Here is an 18,514-nt window from a genome sequence, read left to right on the forward strand (position 1 = left end):
GAGATGGACTCTCCCGCCTCCTCGAACTCCCTGATCGTTCCCGTGCAGGTGGACACGCTGCTGGTGAACAAACGCGTACGCGCCAACGAGCCCTTCCGCCGCTGGTACCCCGACTTCGAACGGCTCGACCAGCGGGAACAGCCCGAACCCGACCCCTTCGGCAGCGCCTCCTCCGACAAACCCGCCCTCGGCGCCCATGTGCACTGGCAGCTCCCCGACGCACTGCGGCGCGGAGAACAGGACGGACCCGCCGGCCGGGTCGGCTTCCGCCATGTCCCCAACCGCTGGCTGGTCGTCCGCTACAGCCGCCCCGCCGACGCACCCGGTCGGACCCCCACCGCCGTCGGCTGGGTCGTCGACAGCGACTTCCTCGACGACGACGAGGGCACCTCCGCCTTCCTCGACCCCACGGCGCCCTCACTGGTGCCCGCCTGGATCGGCCGCGCCGTCTCCATCACCGCCGAGCCCTTCGACGGACGGGTGTCCGAGGCGCCGTTCCTCACCGCCGTCGGCCCCGGGCTGCCCACGTTCTCCGCCTTCCAGCCCTACAACGAGAACGTCTTCTCCCTGCACGACCCGCTCACTGGCCTCACCGAACCCTCCCTCCTCGGCTACGCCGTCGTCGGCTGGTACTCCGACCCCCAGTGGGACATCCTCCACGCGCCTCCCGGCGGCGATGCCCGCGCCTGGCTGGAGACCCTGCGCTGGACCACGACCGACCCCGCGCTCACCCCCACCCGCTCCTACTGCGCGGGCACCTCCCTGCGCCTGCGCTGGGACCTCGACGGCGACCGGCCCACCCCGGACCGCAAACCGGACGACATCAACGCCATCGACGTCGCCGTCGGCCATGTCGCCCCCGACGCCGCCACCGCCCTCACCCCCGCCGCCCTCGACGACCCCGAAGCGGCCCTGCTCTGGGAGGCGTTCGGCTACGACCTCCTCGACGTGCTCGACGAGGACGGCGAGGCCGCCCTCGACCAGGCCCTGCGCCGCACCTGGTTCGGCGCCGAGGAAGGCGGCTACCGCTGGCGCGTGGTCGACCGCCCCGGGCCCCCGGGCGAGCGGCGCCGACAGCGCGCCGAACGGGAGAGGGCGGCCGAGCGCGAGTGGCTGGACGGACTCAACAGGGCCCAGTCCGCCCATGACTCCGCCCTGCGCGACCTCGCCCACATCCAGCGCCGGCTCTACGGTCTGTGGTGGCTGCGCGGACGCCGCAGCAGGCCCCAGGGCTGGGACGCCCGCTGCGACGCCCAGCTCGACCCGGCGGCGACGGACTCCCTCGCCACGCGGGTGAGGACCGCCGCCGAAGGGCTGTTCGGCGCGGACGGGCTGCGCTCGAAGATCCCCTGGGGCGACACGGCGGAGGAACTGGCCCGGAAGACCGCCGAGTTCGCCGACGGGAACATCGCCCCCGACCGCGAACTCCAGCGCTGCCCCGAGCCCCCCTTCCACAGCACCCCCGACCCCTCCGTCGTCGTCCGGGGCGCCCGCCTCGACCGCCAGCTCACCGACGAGGACGCCCTGCACTGCCGTACCGCCGCCGAGACCGTCACCGGCGTCGTCATCGGCGGCGACATGACCCCGGCACCGCCCGCGCCGCCCGCGCCCCAGCTCGGCGGACTCCCCGGACAGGACGTGATCGCCGAGCTGCTGAAGGAGTTCTTCCTTCTCGACCGGGCGGCCCTGAGCGGCGACGACCTGGAACAGGCCCTCGCCGACCCCGAGACCCGTGTCCGGGGCACCGTCTCCCGCTGGACCCGCCCCTGGGAACAGCCCTGGTCCCCGCTCCACATCATCTGGAAGACGGACTGCCACCCCACCCCGTACCACAGCGGGGGCGCGGACCACTGGAGCTTCGACGGCACCCGCTACACCTGGGACGGCACCGGCGCCGTGGACCCCAGCACCCTCACCGGACGGGCCCTCCTCAATCCGCTGCTCCCCTTCAACACCCGCTCCCGGCTCGCCCAGCACATCCGCACCCACCCCCGGGGGCCCGTGGCCGAACTGGCGGCCCTGAGGGAGAACACCGCCGAGGACGACGAGCTGTCCCAGCGCATCGACGGCGTGAACCTCTGGCTCGCCCAGCACTCGCCCGCCTTCAACCTCCGTACCGAACTCGTCGACACCAGCAGCTCCCGCGTCCCGCTGAGCGAGGTGCCGGACCCCGGCCCGGTGAGCGAGTCGCCGAGACAGTTCCGCCCCGTCCGCGCCGGACAGCTCGCCTTCGAACAGCTCCACGTCATCGACCGCTTCGGCCGCTCCCTCGCCGTCATCAGCCCCGACAACATGCTCCAGTACGAGGTGAAGCGCGCCGACAGCGTCGTCCCGGACATCCCCGTCAACGAGGAGAACGAGTACCGCTACATCCAACTGCCGCCCCGGCTGCTCCAGCCCGCCCGGCTCCGCTTCGACTACGTCTCCGCCCTCGACGACCACCGGCGGATCGAGGCCGAGGACGGCCCCGAGGCGGCGGACGGCGACACCCCCGTCTGCGGCTGGCTGATCGCCAACCGGCTCTCCGGCTCCCTGCTGGTACACGCTCCGGACGGCACCGCGCTCGGCGAGATCAGGGCCGTGCTCGACACCGGCCACCGGCGGACCACCGACTGGGACCCGCTGCCCGGATCCCCGTACCCGGAGGTCGGCGACGACACCGCCCCCGGGCGGGAGTTCCAGCAGGACCTGCCCCACCTCCACGGCTTCGTCACCGGACTGCTCGACGGGGGACCCGACGCCTTCGACGCCCTGCTCGCCACCGTCGACAGTGCCCTGTCCGCGACCGCCCCCCAGGGCGAGGACACCAGCCTCGCCGCCCTCGTGGGACGCCCCATGGCCCTGCTGCGCAGTCGGGTACGGATGGAACTCGACGGGCCCGCGATGACCGCGTCCTCCTGGGAGGAGGTCCTCTCCCCCTCCGAGCCCGAGTTCACCGAGTACCGCTGGAACGTCCGGCTGGGCGCCGGGGACATCATCAGCGACGGACTCGCCGGATTCTTCACCGGCACCGACTACACCACGCTCCACACCGTCGCCGAACGGCCCGACACCGACGCCGACTCCGCCGACGGATCCGACCCCGCCCCCGACCCCGATCGCCCCGGTGCCGACCCCGGTGCCCCGGGCTACACCGTCCCCATCGACGGACGCGAGATCGCCCTGCGGGCGCGCCCCGCGACCGGCGATCATCCTCCCGAGGGCATCCGTACGGACGAGGACACCGACTCCGCCTGGCTGACCCTGCTCGCCGACCCCTGGGCCGCCGTCCACGCGGTCAGCGACATCCTGCCGGTGGCCCGGCTGGAGCTGCCGGAGACCTGGGTGCGTACCCCGCTGGGCCGGGTCCGGCTCGCGTTCCGGATGGGTCCGCTGCTCGCGGGCACCCGGGAGATCCCCGGCGCGGAGGGCACCGAGCCCGTCGAACACCTGGTCATGCCCGGTCCCTCCGGGTGGCGCGGCTCCTGGTCCTGGGCCGAGCCGGCACCCGGCAGCGGTGGGACCGGGGACTGGACCATCCGCCCCCTCGCCCGGCCCGACGACCCCCTCGCCCTCAGCGACACCACCCCCGCCGCCCGCTTCGGCTTCCTCCAGCTCAGCGGGGCGCTCGACGATGAGTGAGCCGCAGCGGGCCGTGGGTGTCGCAAACGTGGGTGTCGAAAAGGGGAACGCGCGGAGGCCGCGGGGAACGAGCGGCCGAGCACGATCGACCGCCGACACCCACTCAGGGCCCCGGTGGGGGTCCCCCCGGGCGGAGTCCGGGGGAGAGAACCGGGCCACCGACTCCGGCCCCGGCGAACAGCACCAGGGGAGCAGCACATGACCACCGTCCTCGGCTATCGCGTCCACACCAGCCCCTCCCCGCTGCGGATCAGCACCGCAGCACAGGAGGGCCGTGCCACCGTCGAGGTCGTCGTCACCAACGACGGCCCGGAGCCCGCCGTGTGCGAGGCCGTCAGCGTCACCCTCCCCTCCGGCACCGGCCGCGGCAGCCTCACCGCACGGCCCGAGGACATCAGCGCCACGGTCGACGATCCCGCGTGGGCGGCGGAGCACCGGGGCGGCGGAGTGTTCGCGCTCCGCCCGGCCGCTCCCGGCACCCCGCTGCCGCCCGGCGGCCGGATCAGGCTCACCCTGGCCGGGATCGTGGTGGACGGTGTCCCGGGCACGGTCACCATGGACATCGCCGAGACCGCCGCGGCCGGTGGACCGGTACGGAGCACGGCGGTCACCGGGGCCCGGCTGACCAAGGCCGCCCCGGACGCCCTCCTGGAGGACTTCCGGCCCGACAGGGCGGGTGTGTCCAACGGCGAGACGGTGACCCTGACCTGGAAGTGCCGGGAGGGCCCCGACTTCGACCTCTTCTTCGACGACCAGCGGATCCCCGTCAACGGCTTCATCAGCGACGGCAACGGGAGCTGGACCTCGCACCCCCTGACCCGGGCGACCGCCTTCATGCTGCTGGCCTCCACCACCGAGGACGGGCGTCCCGTCACCTACGGGCTGACCACCGCCGTGACGGTGGACGTGCCCGATCTGGAGGTCGGCGACCTCGACGCCAACGGCACGGTCCGGCTCTTCGGACAGGCCCAGGAGATCCCGGTCTCCACCCAGAGCGAGGCCATGACCTACTTCGCCGACACCGACGGGGTCCTGACCGGCTACGTCAAGACCACCCGGACCGACGTCATGGCCGAACTCTCCGTCCTCGTCACCCCGCCGGGGCTGCGCCGGCAGAAGTTCGCCACCCAGTCCTGGGACGTGCGCGGCGGCACCGACAACCAGGAGGCGAGCCTCTTCGTCCCCGTACCGAAGGACGCCACGATCCGGGTCGTCTCCAAGGGGGAGGACTTCACCGCCTCCCTGACCTGGTTCCCCCTGGGCACCGGCCCACTGCGCGAGTACACCCCCTGACCACCGCCGACCGGCCACGTACCTCCGGGAGTTCCGCCATGACGACCCCCTCCTCCCTCATCCCCTCCGGTATCGACGCCGCATTCGGCGTCCCCGGCACCTCCGGCCCGCTGATCTACTTCGTCCGGGGCGGCTGGGCCGTGGAGCACGACGCGGGGGCGATCGCCCCGCCGCTGCGCGGGGCCGCCGTCGCCGATCTGTGGCCGAAGCTGCCCGCCGCCTACCGGGGAGGGTTCGACGGCGCCTGCGCCACCGACGGCCCGGAGGTCCACTTCTTCAAGGGCGCCACCACCGTCCGCTACGACGTGGTGAAGAACGAACCCGTCGGCGGCACCTCCCCGGTCCCGATCGGCAGCCGCTTCCCCGGGCTGAACAGGGACGCCCCCGACTTCACCCAGGGCATCGACGCCGGGGTGTCGAACCCCGACGGCTCGCTCTACTTCTTCCGGGGCGAGCGGTGCGTGGTCTACGACCCCGACACCGACGAAGTCCTCGACCACGGCACCATCGCGGAGATCTGGCGCACTCCCGAGTTCCCGGACGCGGAGGTCTACCAGGGGGTCGCCGCGGCCTTCGGCCATCCCGCCACCAGCAATGGCTATCTGGTCACCCGTGACGGCGTCCGGGCCGCGCAGTGCAATACGGACCGGAGCAGGATCACCTCGGCGCCGGGACTGCTGCGGGAACGCTGGCCCTACCGCACCTTCCTGAGCGTGACGGACAACACCGAGGAACTGCTGCGGGTGTACGACGCCGCGAGCGGGCAGCAGATCCTCCAGACCACGATCGGCCGCTCGGGCCAGGTCGCCTTCTCCGTGGACGGCTTCCTCGGCTTCGCCCCCGTCTACCGGGACCGCGCTCTGGTCGTCTGCGATCTCACGGCGGGCACGGTGGACACCGTCGACCTCGGCGGCAGCCCGTACGGGGTCACCGCGCTGCCCGACGGATCGGCCGTCTACGTCGGTGATCTCGACGGCCCGCAGATCCGCTCGGTCGACCTCGCCACCGGAGCCGTCGCCTCCGTCCAGGCCGGGGGGACGCCCTCGGCGCTGGTGGCCGCGCCCGACAGCCGCTCCGTCTATGTGAGCTGCCGGGGCCCGGGGGACGTCGCCGTGGTGGACACCGCGAGCGGGACGGTGGTCCGCCGGCTGGGCGAGTTGACGACGCCGGCGGATGTGGTGGTCACCCCCGACGGCCGTAACCTCGCCGTCCTGGACCCGACGTCCGGCAGCAGTTTCGTCGCCCTGCTGGCCACCTCGGGCACCGGAACGGCCCGTCTCGTACCGACCGGGCGGGACCTCATGGGCATCGCCGCCTTCCCGGACTCCCGGACGGTGTTCGCGGCCGACCTCGGCCCGGAGGTCCGGGTGATCGACGTTCCGAGCGCGAGCCAGAAGGGCACCGTCACCACGACCGGCCGGGCCTCGTCGGTCGCCGTCACCCCGGAGGGCGACCGGCTCTTCGTCCTCGCGTACACGGCGGACGTGGTCCAGATCTTCGACCCGTCGAGCGGGGAGCGGGACGGGGAGATCCCGCTGGGCTCCGCCCTGACCGACTACGGCTATCTCTCCACCGGCCTCGCCTGGGGCTGAGCGCCACCGGCCGGAGAGACGGAGAGCCGGAGCGCCGGAGAGCCGGTCAGCCGGAGAGACAGAGAGAGAAAGGAGCCGAAGCCATGGCCCGACGCGACTCGGGCGAGAGCCCCCTCGCGGTCACCTACCAGGTGGCCACCCGGCCCTCGCCCCTCCAGGTGTCCCAGGGCTCCACCCCGGCCCTGGCGTCCGTGGATGTGATCCTCACCAACCACCGGGACGAGACCGTGGTCCCCGAGCAGGTCGTCTTCTCCTTCCCGGTGGGGGACGGCCCCGGGGACCTCACGGCCAACCCCGGCGGTATCGAGCCCCGTCTCGACGACTCCCGGCGCTGGCGGCTGGATCCCGACCCCGACCGCCCCGGCACCTTTCTGCTCGAACCCAAACGCGGCGGAGAGCTGGAGCCGGGGGAGGAACTGGAGGTGACCTTCGCCCATATCCAGATCAACCCGGCGGTCGGCACCAGCCGGCTCACGGTCACCGAGACCGTCGAGGGCGGAAGCGGGCCCGAGAGCGAGGACCATCCCCTGGCCAAGGTCCCCGCCGGGTTCACCGTCGGGGACTTCCGCCCCCAGTACATCCTGGTCGACAGCGGCGAGAGCGCCGTCCTCACCTGGCGCGGCGAGAACAGGCCCGGGGCCGTCTACACGATGCTCCACGCCGGTGAGCCCGTCGACGTCACACAGGTCAAGCGCTGGGAGTCGCCGCCGCTGCACCAGGACACCGCGTTCACCCTGGTGGTCGAGGTGACGGTGGACGGCAGCACCGCCGAGTACGCGCTGAACACCCTGGTCACCGTGGCCCGGCCCGATCTGACGATCCGCCATCTCACGGTCGGGGGACGGGTGGCCCTCACCCCCGTCCCCGTGGAGTTCGCGCTCGACGACGAGGTCTTCGTGCGCGAGTGCACGGCGGAGACCGACGGCCTTCTGGCCGGGTACGTCCTCGCCGACGAGGACGTCACCGACCCCGCCGCACCGGCGCCGACCCTCGCGGTGGCCGTCACCGCGCAGGGGGGAGCCGCGCGCCTCAGCAGTGTCCAGTCCCGGGCCTCCGCCCGCTCACCCGAGGACCCGGGCAGCGGGCTGACGGCGCTGGTGCCCCGGGGCGCGACCGTACGGATCACCCGCGACGACCGCACCGCGTACACCCACCGGCTCGCCTGGATCCCGTTCGGCACCGGTGAACTCCGGACCGGGACGGGAGAGGAACGGGACTGAGACGGGAACGGGGACGGAGACCGCGCCGTCCGGAACGGGTGCGGGTGCGGGTGCGGGTGCCGCCGGCGTACCCGCCGCGAGCCGCCGTACAGACGCCGGCCCGGCCCGCGGCGGGTGGCACGCCGACGCGGCCCCACCGGTACGGAGGCGGCCTCAGTGGTAGTAGACGGCGGTCCGCTTCCCGTCGACCTCGTGCACGCGCACGGGTGTGTCGAACACCTCGCTCAGGACCTCGGGGCGCATCATCGCCCCGACATCGCCGGAGGCCGCGATGCGGCCGTCCCTCAGGGCGATGATCCGGTCGGAGTAGGTCGCGGCGAAATTGATGTCGTGCACGATCAGGACGACGGTCTTGCCGAGTTCGTCGGCGGCGCGGCGCAGTTGGCTCATCATCCGTACGGAGTGCTTCATGTCGAGGTTGTTGAGGGGTTCGTCGAGCAGGACGTACCGGGTGTCCTGTGCCAGCACCATCGCCACATAGGCGCGCTGCCGCTGGCCGCCGGAGAGCTGATCGAGGTAGCGGTGCTGGAGGTCCCCGAGGTGGAGGAAGCCGAGCGCGTCGTCGACATGGGCGACGTCCTTCCGCGTCAGCCGTCCCCGGCTGTGCGGGAAACGGCCGAAGGAGACGAGTTCCCGCACCGTCACACGGGCGGTGAAGTGGTTCTCCTGGCGGAGGATGGACAGCGTCCGCGCGATGTCCTGCGACCTGGCCCGGTGCACATCGACGCCGTCGACGGTCACCGTGCCCGAGGTCGGCTCGGCGAGCCGGCCGACGACGGTCAGCAGGGTGGACTTCCCGGCGCCGTTGGGGCCGACGAGCGAGGTGACCCCGCCCGCCGGAATCCGCCCGGACACCGGGCCGAGGACGACGTCGTCGCCGTATGCCTTGGTGACGTCGGTGAACTCGATCACAGGGTGCCCTTCCTGAGGAGGTGGACGAGGAAGACCGCCCCGCCGAGGAACTCGATGACGACGGTGAGCATGCCGGAGGCGTAGAAGAGGTTCTCCAGGATGAACTGTCCGCCCACCAGGGTGAGCAGCCCGATGAGGAAGGCCATCGGCAGGACGACGATATGCCGGTGGGTGCCCGACATCTGGTAGGCGAGCATCGCGGTGACGAACCCGAAGAAGGTCATGGGGCCCGCGAGCGCGGTCGACATCGCGACCAGCAGGGAGACCAGCAGCAGCATCACCGTCAGTTCGCGCTTGTGGTCGATGCCCAGGTTCGTGGCGGTGTCCCTGCCGAGGAGCAGTGCGTCGAGCCGGTAGCGGCGCCGCCAGACGACGGCTCCGGCGATCAGGCACACGCCTGCCGCCAGGGGCAGATACGCCGCCTCGGCGCTGCTGAGCCGCCCGAACAGCCGTGCCGACAGTACGTCGTACTCGGCGGGGGAGAGCAACCGCTGGAGGAAGTCCGACACACTGCCGAAGGCGAGCCCCAGCACGACACCGACCAGCAGCATCACATGGAGGCTGCCGTTGCGCCCGGAGAACAGCCAGCGGAACAGCAGCATCGTGAAGCAGACCATCAGCAGGGTCTGGGTGACGAGCTTCGGCAGCCCGTCCGTCACGGCGAGCACACTCCCGCCGAAGACGGACACCATGAGGGTCTGCACCAGGATGTAGACGGAGTCGAACCCCATGATCGACGGGGTGAGGATCCGGTTGTGGGTGATGGTCTGGAACACCACCGTTCCCACTGCCTGGGCGAACGCGACCACCGTCATCGTCCCCAGCACGGTCAGTCGCCGCTCGATGGCGAACTCGAAGGACCCCTCGACGAAGAGGAAGAGGAAGCAGACCACGGCGACGGCGACGAGCCCGCCCGCCACGGCGATCCGGGCGCCCGCCGGAAGCCCCCGGCGGACGGGGGCGACCGGAGCCGGCACCCCACCGCCGCCGGCCTCGCTTCCGTGCCCGGCGCCCGCCAGGGCCGCCGCCGGCATCCGGCCCTCAGACATGGGCCCTCCCTCTCTGACGCAGGATCATCGCCACGAACACGACCGCCCCGACGGCCCCGAGCACCACCGTCGCCGGAATCTCCAGCGGAAAGACGACGAGCCGCCCGACCAGATCGCAGGCGATCATCAGGGCCACACTGCTGAGCACGACCCACGGAAGGTTCTTGCGGACATCGTCGCCGCGTGCCATTGAGACGAGGTTCGGCACGATCAGACCCAGGAAGGGGATGAATCCGACGACGACGGTCGTCACGCCCGTGGCCAGGGCCACCATGGTCAGACCGATGAACATGATGCGCCGGTAGGGCAGCCCCAGGCTGGTGGCCGTGTCCCGGCCGAGCCCGGCGATGGTGAAGCGGTCGGCCGCCAGATACAGCCCGGCGACGATGGCGCCCACCACCCACAGGGGCTCGTAGTTGCCGCGCACCACCGAGCTGAATCCGCCCGAACGCCAGGTGGCGAGCATCTGGAGCAGATTCATGGTCGACGCGATGTACACGGTCACCGCGCTCACCAGGGCGCCCAGCATGATGCCCACGATCGGCACGATGACCTGTGACTTGAGCGCGATCCGCCCGAGTACGACCAGGAAGACGAGCGCGCCGGCGAACGCGAAGAGGCTTGCCGCGCCCATCTTCACCAGCGGCGGCGCCGCTGGTGTGAGAAGGGTGAGCAGCAGTACGCCGAGGGCCGCCCACTCGCTGGTGCCGGTGGTGGTGGGCTCGACGAATCGGTTCTGTACGAGCATTTGCATGATCACGCCGGAGACGGCCATCGCGGCGGCGGCGAAGACCAGCGCGAGGGTCCGGGGCACCCGGGAGATGAAGAACATGCTCCGGGCGTCGGGGTCGGTGACCAGGGTGCGCAGGTCGATGTCGTATCCGCCGATGAGAAGTGAGGCGGTGACCAGGGCCAGCACACAGAGTGTGGCCAGCGGGAGAGCGAGTCGGGACATAAGGCTTCCGGGGCGGGTGGGTGAGCGGCCACGGCAGGGCTGTGCCGTTTGCCCGGGCCGGGGCCGCACCGGCGTGGGGGCGTCAGCCGGCGGCGTTGAACGCGGTCGTCACCTTGTTGAAGGCGTCCGTGTACGCCTGGGCGCCCTCGGTCACATAGAAGTCGCTCTGGAGGTACACGACCTGGTTCTTGGTACGGAACGTCGTCTTGTCCCAGGCCTCCATGCCGTCGACGAGCTTCTTCGCCGCGACGGCCTCCGTGCCCTCGCCGCCCGTGGCCGCGTCCCGGTCCATCATGATCATCCAGTCGGGGTTGAGCTGGGCGATCGTCTCGGGCGCGAGCCCCGAGTTGTCGTGTACGGAGGTGCTGTCCTGTCCTTCGGCGCTGAGTACGTTCTTCAGCTTCAGCGGCTCGGCGAGACGCCCGATCCGGCTGGCTCCGTTGTCGATCTTGCCGGCGCTGGCGACGGCGAGGAACACGCTCTCGCCCTTGGTGGCCTGTGCCGCCGCGTCCCGTGCCTTGTCCAGGGCGGCGACGATCTCCTTGGCCTCGTCCTCCTTGCCGAAGATCTTCCCGAGCTCCTCGGTCTGCGTCCTCAGCGAGTTGACGTATCCGCCCGCGGCCTCGTCGGAGGGCGCGACATCGACCGTGGTGGCGATCTTGGCCAGTTTGTCGTGGTGGTCGGTGAACCGGTAGCCGCCGACGATCAGATCCGGCTCGGCGGCGTTGATCGCCTCGAACTTGGGTTCGCGGTGGGTGCCGGCGTCCTTGATTGAAGAATCGTTTTTCCAGTCCTCGAAGCCCGCCTTGGGCAGTAGCGCCTTGGGTACCACGACGGGCTTGACGCCGAACGCCTTGAGCGTCGCGAACGACGTGTTGTCGAGCGCGGCGACCCGGGCGGGCTCCCGGGGCACTTCGAGATCGCCCTTGCTGGTCGCGACGGTGACGTTGCCCTGGCTCCTGCCCGAATCCGCGGACGTGCCGCCGGATTCCCCGCAGGCGCTCAGCGCCATTCCCGCGCACAGGACCGTACTGGTCACGACGATGGTCTTGCGGAAGCGAACGGAACGCACGGCGGATGACTCCTAGCACTGAACAGGCAGCCGTCATCGCCGCAGCGATGGGGCCGCGGAGGACCTTCAACTTCGCTTAGCCTAACCTAACTTTTGATGCGCCTTTTGCCCGGCCCGGTCTTGAGACGGCCTTGTGACCAGCGGTGACGGGCGGGAGGCCGTCGCGGGGAGGCGGAGGGCGTACGTCGGCGGAACCTCGCCGTCCGCCTGGCGGAGGTGCTTGCGCCGGCTCCCGGGCGCGGCGGGGGACCCTTTCCGGCCCGCGGGGTCCCCGTCGCCGGGGGAGCCGCGGCGGCCGGCCCGTACGCTGCCACGGGCGGGCCACCGGCGGAGCTGTCAGGGGGACTGCCCGGAGGACTGCCCGCTGCCGCCGGGGGTGGCACCGGCCGTGGGACGGGCAGGCTGGGCAGGCAGGTTGTAGACATGGCCGGGTGTCACGATCCGGGTGATCGCCTGGCCGAACAGCGTGCTGGGCTCCACACCGTCGTGCAGGATGTCCGTGTTGAGCAGGACGACCATCGTCGCCTTCGCCTCGGGGAGATGGACGACCAGGGACTCGTACCCGGGCAGGGAACCGTTGTGGCCGATCCAGCCCTGGACGTTGAAGACGCCCAGACCGTAGCCCGCGCCCGGAACGGTCGTCGGCCCGGTCTTGAGGCGCTGCGCCTGCGTTCCGGGCGTGAGCAGGGTGCCGGTGGCGAGGGTGTGTGCCCAGGAGCGCAGATCCCGCAGGTCGGAGATCATCGCTCCGGCGGCCCAGCCCCAGGAGGGGTTCCAGTCCGTGGCGTCCTCGACCTCGCCGGAGGCCGTCTGATCGGTGTACCCGTGGGCGTGCGGGGCCGGGAACCCGGCGCCGGTGGGGAAGAGCGTGTGCGGCAGTCCCGCCGGGTCCAGGACGTTCCGCCGGATGAACTCGGACAGGGGCAGACCGCCGGCCTTCTCCACGACCAGCCCCACGAGAATCAGATTGGTGTTGCTGTACTCGAACTTCTCCCCGGGCGGAAACCGCACCGGATGCCGGAAGGAGTAGTCGAGCAACTCCCGCGGTGTGAAGGGCCGGGAGGGATCGCCGGTGAAGGCCTTGAAGAAGTCCTGGTCCATCGTGTAGTTGAACAAACCACTCCGCATGCCCGCCAGTTGACGAAGCGTGATCGTGTCCCCGTCGGGCACGCCGTCGACGTACTTCCCGATGGGATCGTCCAGGCCCACCTTGCCCCGGTCGACCAGTTCGAGCAGGGCGGTCACGGTGAAGGTCTTGGTCACGCTGCCGATCCGCATGTAGAGGTCGTGCTCCATGGGAGCGCCCGTCGCCTTGTCGGCCACCCCGAAGGACCGGACGTAGCTCCCCTTGCCCGGGGCCCACAGCCCGACGGTCACACCGGGCACCCGCGCCTCCCGCATGACCTTCCGGATCGCGGTGTCCAACTGCCCGGAGACGGCGGAGTCGAGTACGGGGAAGGCGCCGTCCGAGGGGGCGGGCGGTGTCGGGGAGGGTGACGCGGAGAACGGGAGCTCCGGGGCCGGGGCGCTGTGGGCCCCCGGGGCGGAGACCGGTACGACCAGCATCCCCGCGGCGGCGAGTCCCGCCCATGTCCTGCGCTGACGCGGTTTCGATCGCCTCACGGCAGACCTCCTGCCAGATACGGACGGCACTGGCCCCATCAGGCTAGGCCCGACCCGCCACCCGCGCACGGCGAGCCCGGAGGCCGCCGTACGGGGAGCACCCGTATCCCGGTCCGGGCCCGTGATCCGCGGCCTGGCGAGGCTCACCCGCTTCCCGGCGCCCGGGCCCCATGAGCCTCTGCCGTACGGCGTGCCACGGACCGCCGTACGGGGACGGTTGCCAGGGCGCCGATGCCCGGCGCCCCCGCCGGGCTCGCCCGGCTTCCGGCGCGGCGGCGGGAGTCCAGGACCGTCCCCGGGCGCCGGCCGCCGCCCCTCAGTCCCCGGGGCGGAGGGATTCGATCGCGCGGGACAGACTCGCCGCCCCGTGGCCTTGGGCGACCTGGTCGTCGAGCAGGGTACGGAGCGGGGAGAGCAGCTCCGTGCCGATGCCCTGGGCCACGGTCGCGGACAGGATGCCGCCGAGGCCCGCCGCGTTCATCTCCAGGTTGGACGTGACCGTGGCGTAGTCGCCGGAGTCGATCTCCGCCGCGAAACCGGGGAGGGCGTCGGCCACGGCCTTCAGCCAGGCCACCAGATGGACCGTCAGATCCGCCGCCTTGATCTGCTCCGTGCCGGCCAGGGCCACCGCCTGGAAGAAGCCGGAGAACATCCCGTACATCCCGCTCAGGATGGCCATGTCGTATACGGAGCCGAGGCCCGCGTCACCGCCGGTGAAGACGCTCGCGCCGAGCAGGTCCAACTGGTCGCGGTAGGTGTCGAAGGCGGCCCGGGAACCGCTGTACAGAACGAACGCCTCGGGTGTCCCGATCGTCTGCGGTACCGCGTACACCGCGCCCTCCAGATGGTCCGCGCCGTGTCCGGCGGCCCAGGCGGCCAGTTCACGGGCCGGACCGGGGGCGCTGGTGGTGATGTTGACCAGGGTCCGGCCCGCCAGCGCGGGCCCGGCGGGTGCGAGGGTGTCCCGTACCGTGTCGGTGTCCAGCAGGGCGACGACGACCAGTTCGCCCGCCGTGATGGCTTCGGCGGGTGTCGCCGCCCGCACCGCACCCCGGGCTACCAGCTTGTCCGCCTTGGCCGGGGAGCGGTTCCACACCGTTGTGGGATGGCCCGCGGACAGGAAGGTCTCCGCCAGCACCAGGCCCAGATTGCCGAGACCGATCACGGTCACCGGCCGCTTGCCACCCGCCGTCCGTGCCGTCTGCGCCGTCTGCGCCGTCTGCTCTGTTCGGTCGGTCCGGGCGTCGTTCTGTCCGGTGGCCGGTCCGGTGTTCTGTCCGGTCGTGGTCATGGCGTTCCTCCGTTGTGTCGTCAGTGCTGCCGGTGCTGACCGTGGCGCCGGTGATATCCGTGTTGTCGTTCAGTGCCGCTGTCGCTGGAGCCATCGTGCGGACGGGCGCTGCCGGTTCACTGCCGGTCCGCTGCCGGTCGGCCAGTGGGTCGCCGCCGGTCCGCTGCCGGAACCCGTCCCTCCCGCCGCCGGGGCGTCGGCTGGATGCCGCAGGCGCCGCCGGTCACAGCCCTTAGGCTGAACGTCATGAGATTCGGGGTGCTGGGTCCGCTCATGGTCTGGACGGCGGACGGGGAGCCGGTGCCCGTGCCCGGAGCCAGGGTCCGTACCCTGCTGGCCCGGCTGCTCGTCACCCCCGGAAGGCCGGTGTCGGCGGACCGGCTGGTGGACGACCTGTGGGGAGCGGAAACGCCCGAGCATCCGCGCAACACCCTTCAGGGACAGGTCTCTCGGCTGCGCGCGGTACTGGAGAAGGCCCGCCCCGGCGGGCGCGGGCTCGTGGAGAACAGCCCCGCGGGATACCTCCTGCGGACCGAGCCCGGCGCGGTGGACGCGGAACACTTCACGGCTCTCCTGAAGCAGAGCCGGCCGGCCGCTCCCCGGGCACGGGAGGCCCTGCTGTCCGACGCGCTCGAACTCTGGCGCGGCGGCGCCTTCGCCGGATTCGCCGATGAACCGTTCGCCCGCCCCGCCGCCGGGCGGCTGGAGGAGGACCGGCTCACCGCCGTGGAGGAACGGCTCGCCGTCCGTGTGGAGTTGGGCGAACACGGCGAACTCGTCGGTGAACTGGACGAGCTGGTGTCCGCTCACCCGCTCCGCGAGCGGCTCCGCGCCGTACAGATGCATGTGCTCTACCGCGTCGGCCGGGGGACCGACGCCCTGGCCGGATACGAGGAGCTGCGGCGCAGGCTCGACGACGAACTCGGACTGCGGCCCGGCCGTGAACTGACGGCCCTGCACCGGGCGATCCTGCGCCAGGACCCCTCACTCACCTTCGCCCCGGATCCAGGCCCCGACCCGGAGCGGGCGAGAACCCGCGTACCAGGACCCGCCCCCGTCTCCGTCCCCGTCCCGGACCGGAGCCCGGCGTCGGAGGTCGCACCGGCTCCCCACCCGGGTCGGGGAGACCTGCCGGACCCGCCCCGGATCACCGGACCCGGCCGCTTCGGCGGGACGAACCTGCCCGCACCGGTCGCGGACATGGTCGGGCGGAACGAGGAGGTCCCGGCGGTCCGGCGGGCCATGGCACGGTCCCGTCTGGTGACCCTCACCGGCCCCGGCGGGGTGGGCAAGACCCGGCTGGCTGTGGAGACCGCCCGGCACGCGGCCGGCGGATTCCCCGACGGTGTGTGGCTGGGCGAACTCGCGGCGCTGCCGCCCGCCGCCCGGGAACCCGCCGACGCCCCGGCACCGGACCACGGGACCGGCGGGGATGCCGTCGCCGAGACCCTGATGAGGGTCCTCGGCGTCCGGGACACGGGCGCCCCGGGGGAGCCGGGCGGCGCGGGCGGGCCCGTCGCCCTGCTGATCGCGGCGCTGCGCGGCCGGGAACTGCTGCTCGTCCTCGACAACTGCGAGCATGTCGTGGAACCGGTCGCCGAGGTGGTGTCGGCGCTGCTGCGCGAGGTGCCGGGTCTTTCGGTGCTGGCGACCGGTCGGGAGGCCCTGGGAATCGTCGGGGAACTGGTCCGGCCGGTCCCGCCGCTCGAACCGGCCGACGCCGTCGACCTCTTCCTGGCCCGTGCCGCCGTCCCGCCCGATTTCGCCGCCGACCCCGCGAACGCGGCGGCCGTCGCCGCCGTCTGCGCCCGCCTCGACGGCATCCCGCTCGCCCTGGAGCTGGCGGCGGCCCGGGTGCGGACCCTCGGCGTGCACGGACTGCTGACCCGGCTCGACGACCTGTTCGCGCTGCCGGCGGGCGGACGACGGGGCGTACCCGAGCGCCAGCGCACCCTGCGCGCGGTGATCGACTGGAGCTGGGGCCTGCTCACCCCCGCCGAACGCACCGTACTGCGGAGGATGTCCGTCCACACCGGGAAGTGCACTCTGGAGGCGGCCTCGGCGGTATGCGGCGGAGACGGCGTACCGCCGGATGATGTACCGGATCTGATGGGCCGTCTGGTGGACCGGTCGCTCCTCGTCCTCGACGACCGCGCCGGCGGACCGGCGTACGGGCTGCTCGAATCCGTCAGGGAGTACGGCCGGGAGCGGCTGCGCGAGGCGGGGGAGACGGACGCCGTACGGGAGCGGCACAGCCGGTACTACGCCGGGCTGGCCGTCCGGGAAGCGCCCTTGCTGCGCGGACCGGACCAACAGCGCGCCCTGGAGCGGCTGGATCACGCCTCGGCCGATCTGCACCGGGCGGTCCGCTTCGCGGTGGACGGCGGCGCGGTGGACCGGGCGCTGGAGACCGTGGACGCGCTGGCCTGGTACTGGGTGCTGCGCGGCCGTCTGACGGAGGCCCGCCGGAGTCTGGACACCGCGCTCGCCGCCGTGAGCGGTCCAGGTCCCGCTCCTGCCGGCGAAACGGCCGCGCGGGCGTTCCGGCGGGCGCGCGCCGTGGCCTGGCGTACGGGTATCGCGCTGCTGGAGGGCACCGCCGCGGCCGACGGCGCCGGGCGGATCCGGTCCGCCCTCGCGGCGTACGAGGGGCCGGACGGGGTGGACGATCCCGCGGGCCGTGCGAGGGCCCTGTGGTTCCTCGGGTCCGCGCAGCTGGGAACCGGGGACGTCGGTACGGGGGAGGAGCTGGTGAACCGTGCCGTGGAGGGCTTCCGGGCGCTGGGCGACGACTGGGGGACGGCGGCCGCCCTGAGCGTGCGGGCGCGCCACGCGGTGACGCGGGGGGATCTCGCCGCGGTCCGTTCGGACGGTGAGAGCAGCGCACGGCTGTTCCGGGCGGCGGGGGACCGGTGGGGGACGTTGCAGACGGTGTGCTCACTGGCGGCGCTCGCCGAGATCACCGGTGACTACGCCCGGGCCACGCGGCTCCAGGAGGACGGGCTGGCCATCGCCGAACGGCTCGGCCTGTGGACGGAGGCCGCCAAACGGCTCTCGGGGCTCGGACGGCTGGCCCTCCTCGCCGGAGACCACGCCCGGGCCGACGCCCACCATCTGCGGGCCCTGAAGCTGTCACGGGAACAGAACTTCAGGGACGGCGAGGTGGACGCCCTGATCGGCCTCGGTCTCGGGGCCCGCCGCCGGGGCGACCTCGTGCTGGCCGAGACCCGTATGCGGGAGCTGCTCTCATGGTTCCGGGAGGTGGACTACGGACCCGGGATCGCGCTGGCACTGGCCGAGTTGGGGTTCGCCGCCGAGCAGCGCGGTGATGCGGCAGCCGCGCACGCCCACCATCTGAACGGCTTCGAGACGGCCCGCGAACTCGGTGACGTACGGGCGGTCGCCCTGGCCCTGGAGGGTCTCGCGGGCGCCCGCTCGGCCGCCGGGGACCATGAGCAGTCCGCGCTGCTGCTGGGCACGGCGGCCGCTGCCCGCGAATCGGTCGGCGCCCCGCTGCCCCCGGCCGAACGCGGTGATGTGGACCGGGTGTCGGGCGCCTCCCGGGCGGCCCTCGGCGCCGTCGCCCACACCGCCGCCTACCGGCGCGGCCGGGCGCTGGCGGTGGAGGACGTACGGGCCCTGCCGGGACCGGTGCCGGGCCGCGGCGGTCCGGCCGCGTCCCGTCCGGACTGACCGGCCCACCGCGCCGGGCGGGATACGGGCCGGGCATCCCGTCCCGCACCCCGCGAGGCCGAAGCGGTCGGGCGGGACCTGTGCCGGCCGGGCCGGGGGCACGTGGGCCCTGGCCTCGCGGCCCGTACGCACGCCCGTGACGGGGCCGTGCTCACCGGGCGGACCGCGTCCACGTCCGGCGCCCGTACGACGA

11 protein-coding genes are annotated in these 18,514 nt (G+C 72.6%); 5 read left to right on the forward strand and 6 right to left on the reverse strand.

Going from position 1 to position 18,514, the window contains the following annotated elements; all coding sequences use genetic code 11:
• Positions 1–3 precede the first annotated feature (3 nt).
• The 4 genes from ACIBCM_RS04525 to ACIBCM_RS04540 all read left to right on the forward strand — a co-directional run bounded on the left by ACIBCM_RS04525 (position 4) and on the right by ACIBCM_RS04540 (position 7,726).
• The gene (locus ACIBCM_RS04525) at positions 4–3,621 is read left to right on the forward strand and encodes a hypothetical protein (protein ID WP_399240114.1); all 3,618 of its coding nucleotides are present in this window, start codon (positions 4–6) and stop codon (positions 3,619–3,621) included.
• Positions 3,622–3,819: 198 nt separating this feature from the next.
• Positions 3,820–4,914 (forward strand): hypothetical protein, encoded by a 1,095-nt coding sequence (locus ACIBCM_RS04530; protein ID WP_399240116.1) that lies wholly within the window; start codon positions 3,820–3,822, stop codon positions 4,912–4,914.
• A 38-nt stretch (positions 4,915–4,952) separates the two neighbouring features.
• A complete protein-coding gene (locus ACIBCM_RS04535; RefSeq protein WP_399240118.1) occupies positions 4,953–6,506 on the forward strand; it encodes a cell surface protein in 1,554 nt (517 codons plus the stop codon).
• 83 nt (positions 6,507–6,589) lie between these two features.
• A complete protein-coding gene (locus ACIBCM_RS04540) occupies positions 6,590–7,726 on the forward strand; it encodes a hypothetical protein (RefSeq protein WP_399240120.1) in 1,137 nt (378 codons plus the stop codon).
• A gap of 153 nt (positions 7,727–7,879) precedes the next feature.
• Here ACIBCM_RS04540 and ACIBCM_RS04545 read toward each other — a convergent pair whose 3' ends face one another.
• The 6 genes from ACIBCM_RS04545 to ACIBCM_RS04570 all read right to left on the reverse strand — a co-directional run bounded on the left by ACIBCM_RS04545 (position 7,880) and on the right by ACIBCM_RS04570 (position 14,628).
• Positions 7,880–8,638 carry an ABC transporter ATP-binding protein gene (locus ACIBCM_RS04545; protein WP_399240122.1) on the reverse strand — a complete coding sequence of 253 codons (759 nt, stop codon included), beginning with the start codon at positions 8,636–8,638 and terminating at the stop codon, positions 7,880–7,882.
• Positions 8,635–9,687: an iron chelate uptake ABC transporter family permease subunit gene (locus ACIBCM_RS04550; RefSeq protein ID WP_399240124.1), complete on the reverse strand. Its 1,053-nt coding sequence runs from the start codon at positions 9,685–9,687 to the stop codon at positions 8,635–8,637. Before ACIBCM_RS04550 ends, ACIBCM_RS04545 begins: the two co-directional genes overlap by 4 nt.
• Complete coding sequence (locus tag ACIBCM_RS04555; RefSeq protein ID WP_399240127.1) at positions 9,680–10,642, reverse strand: iron chelate uptake ABC transporter family permease subunit; 963 nt, start codon at positions 10,640–10,642, stop codon at positions 9,680–9,682. Before ACIBCM_RS04555 ends, ACIBCM_RS04550 begins: the two co-directional genes overlap by 8 nt.
• An 82-nt stretch (positions 10,643–10,724) precedes the next feature.
• Positions 10,725–11,714, reverse strand: coding sequence for a siderophore ABC transporter substrate-binding protein (locus tag ACIBCM_RS04560; RefSeq protein ID WP_399240129.1), 990 nt, complete (start codon positions 11,712–11,714; stop codon positions 10,725–10,727).
• Positions 11,715–12,050: 336 nt separating this feature from the next.
• A complete protein-coding gene (locus tag ACIBCM_RS04565) occupies positions 12,051–13,376 on the reverse strand; it encodes a serine hydrolase domain-containing protein (RefSeq protein ID WP_399240131.1) in 1,326 nt (441 codons plus the stop codon).
• Positions 13,377–13,653: 277 nt separating this feature from the next.
• Positions 13,654–14,628: an NAD(P)-dependent oxidoreductase gene (locus ACIBCM_RS04570; protein WP_399240133.1), complete on the reverse strand. Its 975-nt coding sequence runs from the start codon at positions 14,626–14,628 to the stop codon at positions 13,654–13,656.
• 246 nt (positions 14,629–14,874) lie between these two features.
• Here ACIBCM_RS04570 and ACIBCM_RS04575 point away from each other — a divergent pair, with 246 nt between their 5' ends.
• Positions 14,875–18,321, forward strand: coding sequence for an AfsR/SARP family transcriptional regulator (locus ACIBCM_RS04575; RefSeq protein WP_399240135.1), 3,447 nt, complete (start codon positions 14,875–14,877; stop codon positions 18,319–18,321).
• Positions 18,322–18,514: the final 193 nt, after the last annotated feature.

The sequence above is a fragment of the Streptomyces sp. NPDC051018 genome, assembly GCF_044456085.1.
Taxonomy (GTDB): Bacteria; Actinomycetota; Actinomycetes; order Streptomycetales; family Streptomycetaceae; genus Streptomyces.